The 17,922-nt window shown below is 70.6% G+C and carries 2 protein-coding genes; both read left to right on the top strand.

The features are described from left to right. Window positions 1-60 precede the first annotated feature (60 nt). Window positions 61-17,211 carry a non-ribosomal peptide synthetase gene (locus NF4_RS21195; protein ID WP_063129102.1) on the top strand — a complete coding sequence of 5,717 codons (17,151 nt, stop codon included), beginning with the start codon at window positions 61-63 and terminating at the stop codon, window positions 17,209-17,211. Next, window positions 17,186-17,908 (top strand): DUF6875 domain-containing protein, encoded by a 723-nt coding sequence (locus tag NF4_RS21190; protein ID WP_063129101.1) that lies wholly within the window; start codon window positions 17,186-17,188, stop codon window positions 17,906-17,908. Before NF4_RS21195 ends, NF4_RS21190 begins: the two co-directional genes overlap by 26 nt. Window positions 17,909-17,922: the final 14 nt, after the last annotated feature.

Below are 17,922 nucleotides of genomic sequence, written 5' to 3'. Positions count from 1 at the left end.
TTTGAGCCAAGACTGGAAGAAAACAGTCCGGCCCGATCCGGGACTACGGTCGGAAATCCGGTGCCCCTGTCCGCCGGACAGCGAGGACTGTGGCTCGCGCAGCACTTGCGCCCGGATATTCCGATATCCGAGGCGCAGTATATCGAACTTCACGGGGACCTCGATATCGAGCTGCTGCGCCGTAGTTTGATTCGAGCGGGCCACGAATTCCAATCCGGATACCTACGCCTGGTGGAGAACGGCGGTGAACCGCAACAGCTGTACGACCCGTCACTGGAGTCGACAGGGCCGATCCTCGATATGCGGGGCGAACCGGATCCGCTGGCGGCGGGCCTGCAGTGGATGCAGCGCGAATACACGGCACCTCTCGATATGGTCCGGGACCGTCTGATCGCCGCGGCGCTGTTGCAGGTCGGCGACAGACATTACCTCTGGTACAACCGGGTTCACCATGTCGCGCTGGACGGCTACGGCGCGATGACCATGGTGAACCGGATCGCGGCGCTGTACACCGCGGCGGTGCGGGACGGGACCGCGGAGCGCGGCGCCCCGGTGGAGCCGTGCCGGGCGGCGGACCTGCGCACTCTGTACGAAGCGGATCGCAGCTATCGGGAGTCGAAGAGGTTCACCGACGACCGCGCGTATTGGCTGGACAGGCTGGCCGGTGCCGGGGAGGGCTCGAGTCTCGCGACCGGTTACGCGCCCGCCCGCGCGGAAAGTGTGGCCGTGCTCGGCGAACTGGCGCCCGGGACGGTGGCCCGGATCGACCAGGCCGCGACAGCGCTGGCCGCGAGCCCGGCCGCCGTGGTGATCGCCGCTTTCGGGTGCTATCTGGCCCGGATGACCGGCCGGGACGACGTTCTGGTCGATATCCCGGTATCGGGGCGCACCACCGCCGTACTGCGGCGCTCCGGGGGCGTGTTCGTCAATGTCGCACCGTTCCCGATCGAACTCGGCAGCGGCGAAACGGTGGCGACGCTGGTGCGGCACGTACAATCCGACCTGATCGGCGCCCTGCGGCATCAGCGCTGCGGCCTCTACGATATCCGCGCCGCCGCCGGGAGCAACGGACAGCGTCGTTACGCCGGCCCGATGGTGAACGTCATGTTCTTCCCCCAGAAGATTCGGCTCGGGCCGGTCAGCGGGGAATTCCATATCCTCAGCTCCGGGCCGGTCGACGATCTGCTCGTCGATCTCTACCAGACCGGCGATCCACCGCGGACGATTCTGCACCTCATGGCCAACCCGGACCTCTACACCCACGCCGAACTCGCGGCACATCGGACCGGATTCGCGCGGTTCCTGGACGCGTTCGCGGCCGCGGGGCCGGGCACCGCCCTCGGACAGGTCCACCCCGACAGTGCCCGGACCGGCGCCCGGATCCGGCGGCGCCGCGAAATCCTCGCGTTCTGGCAGGCCACGCTCGCCGACCTACCGGAGGAGCTGCCGCTACCGTTCGACAGGCCGCGTCCGGCGGTGGGATCGGACCGGCGCGGGAACCGCCGGTTCGGATTGGGCGCGGACCTGGTCGGTGCGCTGGAAGGAATCGCACGGGACCGTGGCACCTCGTTGTTCGCGGTGGTCCATGCCGCGACGGCGGTGCTGCTCGCCCGGTTGAGCGGTTCCGGTGATATCGCGGTCGGCACCCCCGTGGCCCGGCGCGGTGCCCGCGCAGCGGACGGGGTGGCCCCGGAGTTCGCCGATGCGGTGGTACTGCGGACCGGAATAGATCTCGGTGAATCGTTCACCGGGTTTCTCGACCGCGTAGCGCGGGTCGATTCGACCGCCTTCGACCATGCCGGTATCCCGGTCGCGCGGTTGGTCGAGGAACTGCACCCATCCCGGTCACCGTCGCGGCATCCGCTCTTCCAGGTGATGGTGGCTTGCGGGAACCCGCCGCCCGCGGAACCGGACCCGAGCGATCCGGACGCCGCGGCGACGGACCTTCTCGATGCACCCGGGCTCGATCTGCGGATCGCGGTGTCCGACGCCGGCACCGCCGGATCGACCGTCACTGTCGACTACTCGGCGGACCTGTTCGATGCGGACACGGTCGACTCCCTGATGGACCGCTGGATTCGGATCCTGGAATCGGTGGCCGCCGAACCGGAAGCCGCGGTGGGATCGATAGACATCCTGGACGCTACCGAACGCGCGGGATTGCTGAACCGGTCCGGCCCCGGCGCCCCGGCTCCCCATACCTTCGCCGAACTGCTGACCGCGGCCGCCGCCCGGGACCCCGGCGCGCCGGCGCTCGTATGCGGCGATACCCGGATCGATTACCGGGAGTTGGACGAGCGCTCCAACCGATCGGCCAGGGCGCTCATCGCACGGGGCGCGGGGCCGGAAAGCGTCGTCGCCGTGGCGATTCCGCGCTCACCCGATTCCGTTCTCGCCCTCTGGGCGGTGGCGAAGACCGGCGCTGCATTCCTGCCGATCGACCCGTCGTATCCGGCTGCCCGGATCACCCATATGATCACCGACTCCGGGGCCACACTCGGTCTCACGGTCGACGCGGTGCGCGAGAAACTACCCGGCACCGTCGACTGGCTGCTACCCGGCGCCCACGACCCGCCCGGCGACACCCGGCCGATCGCCGACCGCGACCGGACCACCGTGCTGCGGCCCGGGCATCCGGCCTACCTGATCTACACCTCCGGTTCCACCGGCACGCCGAAAGGCGTGACCGTGACACATGCCGGGCTGGCCGCCCTCGCTGCCGAACAGCGCGAACGCTATACGGTCACCGGCGATTCACGCACCCTGCACCTCGCCTCACCGAGCTTCGACGCCTCGGTCTGGGAATTACTTCTCGCGGTGGGCTCCGGCGCCACGATGGTCATCGCCGAGCCCGGTACCTACGGCGGCGCGGAGCTCGCCGATCTGGTACGCCGCCATCGGGTGACGCACGCGGTGGCGACCCCGGCCGCCTTGGCTTCGGTGGATCCGGCCGGGCTGGACAGCTTGCGTGTCGTCGTCGCGGCCGGTGACGCCTGCCCGCCGGAGCTGGTGCGGCGCTGGGCCGTCGGGGGACGCGAGTTCTTCGATGCCTACGGGCCGACCGAGGTCACGATCATGGCGAACCACAGCGCCTCGTTGGCGCCGAGTGACCCGGTCACCATCGGCGGCCCGATTCGTGGTGCCACGGAGTGGGTACTGGACCGGCGACTGGAGCCCGTCCCGGTGGGCGTGGCCGGTGAGTTGTACATCGCGGGCGCGCTGCTCGCCCGCGGCTACCACCACCGACCGGGAGCGACCGCCGCGCGCTTCGTCGCCTGCCCTTGGAAGCCCGGTCAGCGGATGTACCGCACCGGGGACATGGTCCGCTGGACCGCCGCGGAAAGCATTCAGTATCTGGGCCGGTCGGATTTCCAGGTCGAGATCCGCGGTGTGCGAATCGAACTCGGTGAGATCGATACCGCCCTGGCGGCCTGTGAGTCCGTGGCATTCGCCGTCACCGTCGGTCACCGCACCGGCTCCGGGACCGTGCTGGCTTCCTATGTCGTCCCCGCCCCCGATCATTCGATCGATATCGCATTACTGACCGAACACCTGCACGGCCTGCTGCCGGCCTATATGGTCCCGCCCTCGATCACGGTGCTCGAGCATGTTCCACTCACACCGGCGGGCAAATTGGACCGCAAGGCGTTACCGGACCCCGTCGTCACCGGCACCGTGCCGTTCCGGCCGCCCGGGACACCGGTCGAACGGACTGTCGCACGGGTTTTCGCCGAAGTGCTCGGCCTCGGCCCCGTCGGTCTCGACGATTCCTTCTTCGCGCTCGGCGGCGACAGTCTGACGGCGACCCGGGTCGCCGCCCGGCTCGGAACGGCACTGGGAGCGGAGATCCCGGTGCGGTTGTTGTTCGAGGCGCCCCGGGTGTCGGCGCTGGCCACCCAGGTGGAGGGGCAGATGCGCACGGGGCGGCAACGCCCACCGCTGATCGCCGGACCCCGCCCCGACCTCATACCGCTGGCGCCCGCCCAGCAGCGGATGTGGTTCTTCAACCAGTACGACACCCGCTCCGGTGCGTACAACATGCCGATCGCGGTCCGGCTGCGGGGCGAACCCGACCTCGGCGCCCTGCGTGCGGCGATGACCGACGTCCTGGACAGGCACGAATCGCTGCGGACGCGTTATCCGGAACGGAAGGGAACGCTGACCCAAGTGGTCGAATCGGTCGACGCCGTCGATCGTGAGTTGATCCCGGTGCCGGTCGAGCCGGACCGGTTGATCGCCGCGATCACCGACTTCGTCCACGAAGGATTCGACGTGAGCGCCCGGGTCCCGGTGCGCACCCGGTTGTTCCGCATGACCGGCGGTACGGAGACCGAGTACGTGCTGGCCGTGGTGGTGCACCATATCGCCGCGGACGGCTTCTCCATGGCGCCACTGGCCCGCGATGTGGCGACCGCGTATGCCGCCCGTGCTCGTGGCGAGGCGCCGTCGTGGTCGCCGCTACCCGTCCAGTACGCCGACTATGCCCTGTGGCAGCGCGCTGTCCTGGGCGACCCCGCCGACCCCGGATCGCTGAGCGCCCGGCAGATCCGGTACTGGACGGAAACGCTCGCCGATCTACCGGAGGAGCTGCGCCTGCCGTTCGATCGGCCGCGGCCGGCGGTGCGGTCCCACCGGGGTGCGAGTCACCGGTTCGGGCTGAGCGCGGACCTGGTGGCCGAGCTGCGCGCGTTCGCCCGCAACCGCAGCTCGTCGTTGTTCATGGTGATCCACGGCGCGCTCGCGACAACTCTCGCCCGGTCGAGCGGTTCCGGTGATATCGCGATCGGAACGCCGGTGGCCGGGCGGGGCGCTGCCGTCCTCGACGACGTGATCGGAATGTTCGTCAATACGGTGGTCCTGCGGACGGAGGTCGACCTCGGCGAGTCGTTCACCGCATTCCTCGACCGGGTCGAGCGGATCGATCTGGCCGCGTTCGGGAATGCCGACGTTCCCTTCGAGCAGTTGGTGGACGAACTCGCTCCGGAGCGGTCACAGTCGCGGCATCCACTGTTCCAGGTGCTGCTGGCCTTCCAGAATCTGGCCCGCGCCGATCTGGAACTGCCCGGACTGGACGTATCGGTGCTCGACCTACCCGAGGACGTGTCCCGGTTCGACCTGCAGCTGATGCTGGCCGACGACGAGAGCGGCGGGCTGGCGGTGACGGTCACCTACTCGACGGAGCTGTTCGACGCGAGCACGGTCGAATCCCTGGTACGCCGCTGGGTTCGGATACTGGAAGCCGTGGCGGTCGATCCGGCGGTCCCCGTGGGATCGATCGAGGTGCTCGAACCCACCGAACATGCCGATCTGCTGACGCGTTCCGGGCCGCCCGGTGTCGCGCCCCGCACCCTGGCCGAAATGCTGGCCGCCGGCGCCGCCCGGGATCCCGCGGCGACGGCGCTCGTCTGCGACGGTGCCCGCATCGATTACCGGGAACTGGGCGAACGCGCCGGCCGATTGGCCAGGACGCTCATCCGGCGGGGCGCCGGCCCCGGTGACATCGTCGCGGTGGCGATGCCGCGGTCCGCGGATTTCGTGCTCGCGGTCTGCGCGGTGGCCGGGTCCGGTGCCGCGTTCCTGCCGATCGATCCGGCGTATCCGACTGCCCGGATCACCCATATGACCACCGATTCCGGCGCCGTACTCGGTCTGACGATCGACTCGGTACGCCACCAACTGCCCGACACCATCGACTGGCTGACCCCGGACGACACCCCGGAGCAGGGCGGCGACACCGGACCGATCGCCGACGCCGACCGGGTGCGCCCACTGCATCTCGACGATCTCGCCTACGTCATCTACACCTCCGGGTCGACCGGCCTGCCCAAAGCCGTCGCGGTAGCGCACCGTGGGCTGGCCGACTGCGCGAGCGAGCACCACGACGGCCTGCACATCGGGCCCGGTTCGCGCGTCCTGAGCCTGTCCTCGCCGAGCTTCGACGTCTCGATACTGGAACTGATGTCGGCACTGGTCGCGGGCGCGACAATGGTGATCGCGCCCGGTGACGTCAACGGTGGCGACGCGCTCGGCGAACTGCTCGACCGCGAGCAGGTCGGTCACGTATTGATCACCCCCTCCGCGCTGTCCACCGTCGACGCCACCCGGTGGCCGCTACCGCACCTGCGCACGCTGATGGTCGGTGGGGAGAGCTACGGGACCGAATTGGTCCAGCGCTGGAGCCACGGTCACAAGGTGCTCAACACATACGGGCCCACCGAGGTCACAGTCGCCGCGACCCGCCCCACCCTGATGGTGCCGGGCGAACCGGTGACGATCGGCGGTCCGATCCGCGGTGCCACGGTGTGGATTCTGGACCAGCGGCTGCAACCCGTCCCGTCCGGGGTCACGGGTGAACTGTATATCGCGGGCGCGCTGCTCGCCCGCGGCTACCATCGCCGGCCGGGCACGACCGCCGAACGCTTCGTCGCCTGCCCCTGGAAAACCGGTCGGCGGATGTACCGCACCGGAGATATGGCCCGGTGGACTGCGCACGGAACCATCCAGTATCTGGGCCGGTCGGATTGCCAGGTCAAGATCCGCGGCCTGCGTATCGAACTCGGGGAGATCGACGCGGTACTGGGCGCGCACGAGTCCGTCGGATTCGCCACCACCGTCGGTCACCGCAATGCCGCCGGCGTCATGGCACTGGCCTCCTATGTCGTTCCCGCACCGGGCCGTTCGATCGATACCGCACGGTTGATCGCGTTCCTCGGCAGTCGCTTGCCGACCTATATGATCCCGCCGTCGATCACCGTGCTCGACCACATTCCGCTCACACCGGCGGGCAAATTGGACCGTAAGGCGCTGCCGGACCCGGTCCGCGCGGACAGCACACCCTTCCGGGCACCGCAGACGCCGCTCGAACACACCATTGCCGGGGCATTCGCCGATGTACTGGGTGTCGACACCGTCGGGCTCGACGATTCGTTCTTCGCGCTCGGCGGCGACAGCATCATGTCGATCCTGCTGGTGACCCGGGCCAGGACGGCGGGCGTACTGTTCTCCGCGCGCGAGGTGTTCGACCACCGGACGGTCGCCGGGCTGGCCCGGGTCGCCGTCCGGGCCGACGAGGCCGCGCGGGCTTCCGGTTCGGTGGAACTACCCGGCGCAGGGGTGGGACCGATCCCGCTGACGCCGGTCATGCACTGGTTCACCGAGCACACGCGATCCGGAACAGGCCGCCTCGCCCAGGCCGTGATGCTGGCTCTGCCCACCGGAACAGAGCGGCGGCGGCTGGCCGAGACCGTGCAGGCGGTCCTCGATCGGCACGATATGCTGCGCTCCCGGTTACGCCCGGCCGGCGACGGAAGCTGGATCTGGGAGACCTTGCCGGTCGGCGCGATCCGATCCGACGAGATCATCCACCGGGTGGCCACCGAGGCGGCGCCGGGCAGCCCCGGGTTCCGCGCCGTGGCCGCCGCGGAATCGGCGGCCGCGGCGAACCGGCTCGATCCGGGCGCGGGCATCGTGGCCCAGGTGGTCTGGTTCGATCCGGTGGACCCCGCGGTGCCGGACCGGATGCTGATGCTGGTGCATCATTCGGCGATCGACGGTGTCTCCTGGCGGGTGCTGGTGCCGGACCTCGCGATCGCGTGGGCGCGGAAGGAGGCCGGCGAACCGCCCGACCTCGCCCCGGTGGCGACATCGATGCGCGGCTGGGCGCACGGACTGATCGAGGCAGCCCACCGTCCGGAGCGAACCGCGGAACTCGGCCGGTGGCAGGCCGTGGCCGCGGAACCCGATCCGGTGATCGGGTCCCGCCCCCTCGACCCCGCGGTCGACGTGGCCGAGACGGTGCGCACGGTCGAGGTCGAGCTCTCGGCCGAGGTCACCGCGGCGCTGTCGACCGAGGTGCCCGCCGCGTTCCACGGCACCGTGGCCGATGGCCTGCTGGCCGCGCTGGCGCTGGCGACGACGAAGTGGCGCCGCGAGCGGGAATCCGCTGCCGGCACCGGCCGACCCGCGGCAGCGGTGATCGGTCTCGAGGGCCACGGCCGCGAGGACGAGGTCGTCCCGGGCGCGGACCTGACGCGGACAGTCGGCTGGTTCACCACGAGTTTTCCCGTGCGACTCGACCTTTCGGCTATCGACGTCGACGACGCGTACGCCGGGGGGCCGGCGCTCGGCGCAGCGGTCAAAGCCGTCAAGGAACAGCTGCGTGCCGTCCCCGACCACGGCATCGGCTACGGCCTGCTGCGCTACCTGAACGAGGACACTGCGCCGGCGCTGCGCGCGCTGCCCACGCCGCAGATCGGTTTCAACTATCTCGGCCGCATCGTCGCCGGGACCCGCGGGCAGGCGCAGCCGTGGCAGCCGGTGGACGACGGCGGCGACTTCTCCGGCGCCGTACTCGCCCGTGCCGTGAATCCGGATATGCCGGTGACAGCGGCGCTCGATATCACCGCCCGGATCGTCGACGACGGGGTGCGGCAGCGTCTGCGGGCGATCTGGTCGTATCCCGCCGGAGTGCTGGACGCCGCGGAGGTCCGCCGGGTCGCGCAGTCGTGGTCGGACGCGCTGACCGCGCTGGCGGCATACGCCCGGGATCCCGGGGCCGGGGGATGGACACCGTCGGATCTGGATCTGGTCCGGCTGGGGCAGTCCGAGATCGAGCGGCTCGAGCAGAGATATCCGGCAGTGCAGGATGTCTGGCCGTTGACCCCGTTGCAGGAGGGTCTGCTGTTCCACGCGCTGGCCGCCGAGGAATCGACGGACGCGTATGTGGTGCAGCTGGTCCTCGAACTACGGGGCCGGGTCGATCCGGAGCGGCTGCGCCGAGCCGGACAGCTGCTGCTCGACCGGCACGCGAATCTGCGCACCGCATTCGTCACCGATATCGGACCGGTCCAGGTGGTCGACAGCGGTGTGGCGGCGCCCTGGTCGGAGGTCGACCTGTCCGGGCTGGACGAGGACGCGCTCGCTCGCGAATGGGAGCTGCTGACGGCCGCGGACCGGGCGACCCGGTTCGACCCGGCGCGCGCCCCGCTGTTGCGCTGGACGCTGGTCACCACGGGGCCGGACAGCTACCGGCTGGTGCTGACCCAGCATCACCTGCTGCTCGACGGCTGGTCCACCCCGCTGCTCCTGCGCGAGTTGCTGGTGGTCTACGCCACCGACGGGGACGTCACGGTGCTGCCCCCGGTCCGGCCCTATCGGGACTTCTTGGCGTGGCTCGGCGCGCAGGACCGGACCGCGGCGCTGGATGCCTGGGCCCGCGTATTCGACGGCACCGACGAACCGACCCTGGTGGCTCCGGCGAACCCGGGACGCGGCTACACCGGATCCCGTGAGGTGACCGGCGAACTGACCGAGGAACAGACCGCGCGGCTGACCGGCCTCGCACAGGCCCGGGGGGTCACTCTCAACACAGTGATCCAGGGCGTGTGGGCGATCATACTGGGCCTGTTGACATCCCGCGACGATGTGACATTCGGTTCGACGGTCTCCGGGCGTCCCCCGCAGATACCGGATATCGAATCGATGATCGGGTTGTTCGTCAACACCCTGCCGGTGCGGGTCCGTCTCGACCCCGCCGAGAGCGTGGGACACCTGCTGGAGCGGGTCCAGGCGGAGCAGTCCGCCCTGCTCGATCACCACCACGTGGGCCTGACCGATATCGAACACGCCGCCGGACCGGGGGCGGTGTTCGACACGATGACGGTGTTCGAGTCCTATCCGGTCGACCGCGGCGGAGTGACCGCGCAGACCGATATCGCCGGCCTGCGGGTCGCCGACGTGACCGGTACCGACGCCGCCCACTACCCGCTGGCCGTGGTCGCACACACCGACACCCGGCTCCATCTCCGCGTCCAGTACCTGCCGGAACTCGTCGACCAGGACGCGGCGGCCGCGATATTGCGCCGGATCCTGCGCGTCCTGGACCTCCTCGTCGCAGACCCGGATCGGCCGCTGGGCCGGCTGGACCCGCTCTTCCCCGCGGAGTACCGCGAGCTGCTCTCGGTATCGGGTGATCCGGCGGTGACCGAGCGAGTCCTCCCGGACCTACTGGCCGCCGGCCGGGACCCGGAGGCGGTCGCGGTGGTGTGCGGCGATCGCCGGTGGACCTACCGCGAACTCGATACCGAATCGAATCGGCTGGCGCGGTGCCTGATCGCCCGGGGCGCCGGACCGGAGACCGGTGTCGCCGTGGGGTTGCCGCGGTCGGTCGAGTCGGTGCTGGCGCTCTGGGCGGTGGCCAAATCGGGGGCGGCGTTCGTTCCGGTCGACCCCGGCTACCCCGCGGGCCGGATCGAATACATGCTCGCCGATTCCGGTGTGACGGTGGGGATCACCTCGGCGCGGTGGCAGGATCGGTTGCCCGGCCGGGTGCGCTGGCTGGTCCTCGACGAACCGGCGACGGCCGCGGACGTCGCGGCCGCCGCGGCAGCGCCGGTGACCGATGCGGAGCGCACACTGCCGGTGCGGGCCGATCAGGTGGCGTATGTGATCTACACATCCGGTTCGACCGGGGTGCCGAAGGGTGTGGTCGTATCGCATCGAGGGTTGGCCAATCTGGTCGCCGAACTACAGTCGCGTTTCGGTATCGGGCCGGCCACCCGGGTCCTGCATGCCGCCTCGCCGAGTTTCGACGTGGCGGTCATGGAACAGCTGTGCGCGTTCGGGTCGGGCGGACAGCTGGCGATAGCACCCCCGGCCGCCTACGGCGGCGCCGAGCTGGCCCGGATTCTGCGCCGGGAGAATGTATCCCATGTCGCGCTCACTCCCACGGTGCTGGGGACGCTCGACCCGGCCGGGCTGGAGTGCGTCGAAACGGTCGTGCTGGGCGGCGAGGTACCTCCACCAGAACTGGTGTCGAAGTGGGCACGGGGCCGGACTCTGGTCAACAGCTACGGTCCGGCGGAGGCCACGGTCGAAACCCATACGTCCGCGCTACTGGTGGCGAACGCGGCGGTGACGATCGGTCGACCGCACCGCGGGGTCGGGCAGGTCGTCCTCGACACCTGGTTGCGACCGGTGCCGGTCGGGATCGTGGGCGAGTTGTACCTGGCCGGTCCGGGCCTGGCCCGCGGCTATCGCAACCGGACGGGTACGACCGCGGCGCGGTTCGTCGCCGATCCGTTCGCGGGACCGGGGCAGCGGATGTATCGGACCGGCGACCTGGTGCGATGGTCGCGGCAACCGGACGCGAGTCTGGCACTCGAGTATGTGGGCCGGGCCGATTCGCAAGTGAAGATCCGCGGTTTCCGCATCGAACTCGGCGAGGTCGAAGCGGTGCTGCGGGCCTGTACCGGTGTGGCCCGCGCCGCGGCGGCCGTACACCGCGACCCCGCCACCGGAGACCGGTTGATCGGATACCTGGTCCCCGAACCCGGCGCCGAACTCGATCCCGCCACGATTCTCGCCGATGCCGGCGAGCGGTTGGCCGCGCATATGGTCCCCGCACACGCGATGGTGCTCGACGCGCTGCCGCTGACCGCGACCGGCAAGCTCGATCGCGCCGCGCTCCCCGCGCCGGACTTCGCCGCGGCCCGGGCCGTTTCCCGGGCCCCGGTCACCGGGGCGGAGGAGACGCTGGCGCGACTGTTCGGCGAGGTACTCGGACTCGACGAGGTCGGTGCGGACGATTCGTTCTTCGCCCTCGGCGGCGACAGCATCATGGCTATCCAGCTGGTGACCCGGGCCAGGGCGGCGGGACTGGTGTTCTCGGCAGGCGCGGTGTTCGACCACCGCACGGTCGCCGGGCTGGCCCGGGTCGCGGTGCCCGAGAGCGGTTCCACGGCACCTTCCCGTCCGGCGGAACTGCCGGGCGGCGGCGTGGGACCTGTGCCGCTCACCCCGATCATGTGCTGGATGTTCGAGCGCGGCGGCTTCGACCGCTTCTGCCAATGGGTCGAGCTGACCCTGCCGGCCGGTATCGATGCCGCCGGAATCGGTGCCACCGTCCAGGCGGTACTCGATCACCACGACATGCTGCGGGCCCGGCTGCATCCCGATCCGGCGCATCCGTCGGGCCGGGCGCTGCGCGTGGAACCGGCCGCGGTATCGGCCGCCACACTCATCCGGCACGTGCCGACGGACGCGGCCCCCGGCAGCAGCGAGTTCGCCGCGCTCACCGAGGCCGAGGCGGATGCGGCGGCCGGACGCCTCGATCCCGCGGCGGGCGTGGTGCTGCAACTGGTCTGGCTGGATCCGGCCGGACAACCGGGCCGGTTGCTCGTCGTCGCACACCACCTGGTGGTCGACGGTGTGTCGTGGCAGATCCTGGTGCCCGACCTCGCCGCCGCCTGGGCCCAGGTGCGGGCCGGGCAACGACCGCGCCTCGCGCCCGTCGGTACCTCGATGCGCCGCTGGGCGGATGCCCTGCGCACCGCCGCCGGTGATCACAGCGAACTCGACTGGTGGCAGTCCACCCTGGGCACCGGCGATCCACCGCTCGGCCCACGGCCGATCGACCCGGCCGTGGATGTACAGGCCACCGTCGCCACCGCCGAGATCACGCTGTCCCCCGCGGTCACCCACGACGTGCTCACCACGCTGCCCCGGGCCTTCCGCGGCAGTGTGGACGACGCGCTCCTGACCGGGCTCGCGCTGGCACTGGCCCGGTGGCGGCACCGCCGCGGTGTCACCGGCACCGACACGCTGCTCACACTGGAGAGCCACGGCCGCCACGACACCGTGCTCCCCGGGGCCGACCTCACCCGCACTGTCGGATGGTTCACCACCACCTATCCCGTGCGACTCGACCTGTCCGGTATCGATATCGGCGACGCGTTCGCCGCCGGAGCCGCCGCCGGGTCGGCGGTCAAATCGGTCAAGGAACAGCTCCGGCGGGTACCCCGCCACGGAACCGGCTTCGGATTGCTGCGCTATCTCGACAGTGAGACCGCTCGCGTGCTGCGCGCACTGCCCACCCCGCAGGTGAGTTTCAACTACCTCGGCCGGTTCGACACACTGCCCGTGGCCGCGCAGGCCGACTGGATGCCGGCCGGCCCGCGAGCCGCCGGCGGCGCACAGAATCCGGAGGCACCCGTAGCCGCCCTGCTGGGCATCAACGCCGCCATCACCGACACGCCCGGCGGGCCGGCGCTCACCGCCGCCTGGGAATACCCCACCGGCGTTCTCGACCCGGTCGAGGTCATTGAGCTCATGGAGCTGTGGCGCGACGCGGTGACCGCGCTGGCCACGCACGCGGCCCGCCCCGGCAGCGGTGGCCCGACCCCTTCGGATATCGATCTCCTCGACCTGGACCAGGCCACGATCGACCGGCTCGCGGCCCGGCATCCGGGACTGGACGACATCTGGCCGGTCACCCCGCTGCAGGCCGGGTTGCTGTTCCACGCCCAGCTGGCGGCCGGCGACCTCGACGCCTACGTGGTGCAGCTCTGCCTGGAGCTCGGCGGGACCATCGACGCGGACCGTCTCCAGCGCGCCGGGCGGGATCTCCTCGGGCGGCATCCGAACCTGCGGACCGCCTTCGACCGTGACAGTGCGGGGAAACCGGTCCAGGTGGTGCATCGGCACGTCGACGTACCGTTCGGCCGGATCGGGCTGCCTGGGCGGGACGAGGCGGCGATCGAACTCGAACGGATCATGGCGGCCGATCGCCGCGCCGGTTTCGACCCGGCCGTCCCACCGCTGCTGCGACTTACGCTGATCGATCTGGCCCCGCAGCGATACCGGCTGCTGGTGAGCATGCACCACATCCTGATCGACGGATGGTCGACGCCCCTGCTCATCCGGGAGCTGCTGCAGCTCTACGTCGGCGACGGCGACCCCGCCCTGCTGCCGCCCCCGGTACGCCCCTATCGCGACTATCTGGCCTGGTTGCGGGCCCAGGACCGGAATGCGGCGGACGACGCGTGGGCCCGGGCCTTCGACGGCGCGGCCGAGCCGACCCTGCTGGCGCCCGCCGACCGCGGCCGCCGGCAGACCGCCGCCGGGCGTGAGGTCCTCCGGCAGCTGAGCGAAGACCGCACCGCGGCACTGGTCGCGGTGGCCCAGCGACAGGAGATCACGCTCAACACCATCGTCCAAGCCGCCTGGGCGATAGTGCTGGGGGCCGAGACCGGCCGCGCGGACGTGGTGTTCGGCGCCACCGTGTCCGGCCGTCCCCCGCAGCTCGAGGGCATCGAATCGATGGTCGGGCTGTTCGTCGATACGGTGCCGGTCCGGGTACGTCTCGCCGCCGAGGACACCCTCGCCCGGCTGCTCCGGCGGATCCGGACCGAACAGACTGCGCTGCTGGACCATCAGCATCCGGGGCTCGCCCGGATCCAGAACGTGGCAGGCCCCGGCGCCATCTTCGACACCGTGACCGTCTTCGAGTCCTACCCCATCGATCGGACCGGGCTCTCCGAGGCCGCCGATATCGCCGGGCTCCGTGTCCTGGGCGTCCACGGCCACGACGCCGCGCACTATCCACTCGGCCTGATCGTCGAACACGGCACCCGGCTGCGCCTCGGCTTCGAATACCTGCCCGAACTCTTCACCGCGGAACGGATCGAAGCACTCGCCGACCGGGTACTGCGGGTACTGGACGCCGTCGCCGAACATGTCGATCTTCCGCTCACCCGGCTCCGGCTGCTGTCACCGGACGAGCAGGCCGCCCTGGTACCCGCCCGGGGCAGGACGGGTGCGGCGCCGTCGGTGCTACCGCAGGTGCTGACAGCGGCGATGGCACCCGATACCGAAGCAGTGGCCGGCGACGGCGTGCGCCTGACCTACCGCGAACTCGACGAGCGCTCGAACCGATGGGCGCGGGTACTGCTGGACACCGGAGTCGGACCGGAGTCGTTCGTGGCATTGGTGCTGCCGCGTTCGGTCGACGCCGTCGTCGCCGTCTGGGCGGTCGCGAAAACCGGTGGCGCGTTCGTACAACTCGACCCCGCGGATCCGGACGACCGGATCACCCGCATTCTCACCGATTCCGGCGCCGCCATCGGGCTCACCGCGGCGGACGTCCGGCACCGGCTGCCGGACACGATCGAATGGCTCACCCTCGACAGCCCGTCCTTCACGTCGGCGACGGCCGCGGCCTCACCCGCCGCGATCACCGATTCCGAGCGCACGACCACGCTCCGTCCGGATCACCCGGCCTATCTCATCTACACCTCCGGCTCCACCGGCACCCCGAAAGGCGTGGTGGTCACCCATGCCGGAACCGCGAATCTGGCCGCCGAAGCACGGGAGCGGTTCGGTCTCACCTCCGCCGCGCGGGTACTGGCCGCCGCCTCCCCCGGCTTCGATGTCTCGATTCTGGAATGGCTCGGCGCCGCGGCCGCCGGAGCCACCGCGGTTCTCGCCCCCGCCCGAGTGGTCGCGGGCGCCGAGCTGGCCGCGGCGATCGACGCCGGACACATCACCCATGCGGCGCTCACCCCGACCGTGCTCGCCTCGCTGGACCCCGGCTCGCTCGGCACACTCGAGACCTTGGTTCTCGGCGGGGAGGCGTGCCCGCCCGAGCTGGCGGCCCGATGGACGGCGGGACACACGGTGATCAACACCTATGGAGCCACCGAGACCACGATCATGAGCTGCGCCGCCGCGCCGCTGCGCACCGCGCCGGAGGGTCCCCTCCCGATCGGCGGCCCGATCCGGGGCTTCACCGCCGTGGTGCTCGACCGCGGCCTGCGACCTGTCCCGCCCGGAGCGGTCGGCGAGCTGTACCTGTCCGGACCGGGCCTCGCCCGGGGTTACCACCGGCGCCCCTCCACCACTGCCGCCGGGTTCGTCCCGGATCCGTACGGACCGCCCGGCACACGGATGTACCGGACCGGCGACCTGGTCGCCTGGAACTCCGATGGGTCACTCCGGTATGCGGGCCGCAGCGACCGGCAGCTCGAGATCGCCGGCAATCGCGTCGAACCCGGTGAGGTCGAGGCCGCCCTGCGTAGCGGGCCGGATATCGCCCAGGCCGCCGTCACAGTCCACGACCGGGGTGACGGCACCGGCCGGCTCGTCGGATATGTCGTCCCCACCCCCGGCGCCACACCCGATATCCCCGCCCTGACCACCCATCTCGCGACACGGCTGCCCACCCATATGATCCCGGCGGCCGTCCTCGCCCTCGACCGGCTCCCGCTCACCGCCACCGGCAAGCTGGACTACCGGGCACTCCCCGCGCCCGACCGGCCGTCCGCGGTGTACCGGCCGCCGTCCACGCCGCTCGAGGCCACGGTGTGCGACGCCTTCGCCGGCATCCTCGAGCTGGAACGAGCCGGTGCCGACGACAGCTTCTTCGATCTCGGCGGCAACTCACTGGACGCGGCCCGGTTGGCCGCACGGCTCGGCGAAACGGCCGGTGCCGACGTGCCGCTCCACTGGGTGTTCACCGATCCGACGCCGCAGGCGCTGGCCCGCCGCATCGAGTCCGGCCACCTCGATGACGACGAGCCGGCACCCGAGGACGCGCTCGCGGTGCTGCTTCCGCTGCGCGGCGCCGGAGACGGTCCCCCGCTGTTCTGTGTCCACCCCGCCATCGGTCTGGCCTGGGGGTTCAGCGGACTGGTGCGCTATCTCGAATCCGATCGCCCCATTCACGGGCTGCAATCACCGGCGCTCACCGAACCCGATACGCAGTTCGCCACCCTGGATCGGCTCGCGGACCGCTATGTCCAGGAGATCAGGGCCGTCCAGCCACACGGCCCGTACCACCTGCTCGGCTATTCGCTCGGCGGCACCATCGCCCATGCGATCGCCGTCCGATTGCGCCGGGACGGCGAGCCGGTGGCGACGCTGGCCATGATGGACACGCGCGTCGTCACCGCCGACAGCGTCCGCGCGCCCACACCCACCATCGGAGAGATGCTGACCGAGGCCGGTGCCGCCGACCCGGACTCCGCCGAGCTCACGATGGCGGCCGCGGCCGAGCTGCTGCACCGGCAAGGGGGACTCGGCACCCTCCTGACCGCGGAACACCTCACGCGACTGCACCGCGACTACACCCGCCTGGTCGACCTGACCTGGCACCACCGGCCCGGGCTCTTCGACGGTGACCTGATCTATTTCAGCGCCGCACCGGAGGGCACAGACAGCGGCGCCGCCCCGGCTCTCGCCTGGGCCGACCACATCACCGGCCGGATCACCGAGCACCGTATTCCGATCCGGCACGAAAAGATGACCGCTCCCGACGCACTCCGCGCGATCGGACTCGCCCTCACCCAGCACTTCCACTCCGCCCGGACTTCTCCGTCGCCCGGCCCCGACTCCAGCAAGGACACCGATCATGACCACCGACCGAGCCATAGGTAGACGCTCCGGAATCGAGCCGGCCAGCCTGTTCGCGCCCGACCCGGTGAGCGCCGCCCTCGAGCACCCCCGCACCTCCGAACTCCGGCGGTGGACTCTCGATTACCTGTGCCGACCTCATCCGGACCTCGGCCGTCATGGTCCTGTCTGCCCGTATATGGGCCACGCCGTCGAGCGCCGGTTTCTCTGGGCGGCGTTCTTCGACGGACCCCGGATCGATATCGAGCGCATCGCCGCGATCGTCGACGACCTCTACGAACTGTTCCCCGTCCTGCAGCCCACCGAAGAGCCCCACGCCCGTTTCAAGGCTGTCCTCGTGGTCTTCCCCGATCTCACCGATTACACCGGTATCGAGGCCGTCCAACACGACCAGAAGACCCGTTTCGTCCACGACGGTCTGATGCTCGGGCAGTTCTACCCGGGCTGCACTGTCGCCGGGCTGCACAATCCGCACTTCCCGGCCCTCGATTCCCCGCTCCCCCTGCTCGCTGTCCGGCACATGGTGGCCAGCGACTTCCTGTTCCTCGACACCAGCCAGGAATGGATCGATATCTACCTCCATCTCTTCGCCCCGGCCATTCCCGAATTCATCACCTCGGCCATGGCCGACCGGCTCGTGCACGAACCCACTGTCCCGGAAAACGATCCGGCCGCATCCGAACCCGTGGCTGCGCACAACGCTGCTCCGCGGCCCCCCTGATCACCGGCCGCGCG

Source organism: Nocardia fusca NBRC 14340 (genome assembly GCF_001618425.1).
In the GTDB taxonomy this organism is placed as follows: domain Bacteria; phylum Actinomycetota; class Actinomycetes; order Mycobacteriales; family Mycobacteriaceae; genus Nocardia; species Nocardia fusca.
Note: the sequence above shows the minus strand (reverse complement) of the source record. Positions and strands in the feature narration are given on the sequence as shown.

Bases quoted from the DNA above. Each gene is read 5' to 3' on its own strand.
- NF4_RS21190 (WP_063129101.1), top strand. From the start codon at position 17,186: ATGACCACCGACCGAGCCATAGGTAGACGCTCCGGAATCGAGCCGGCC.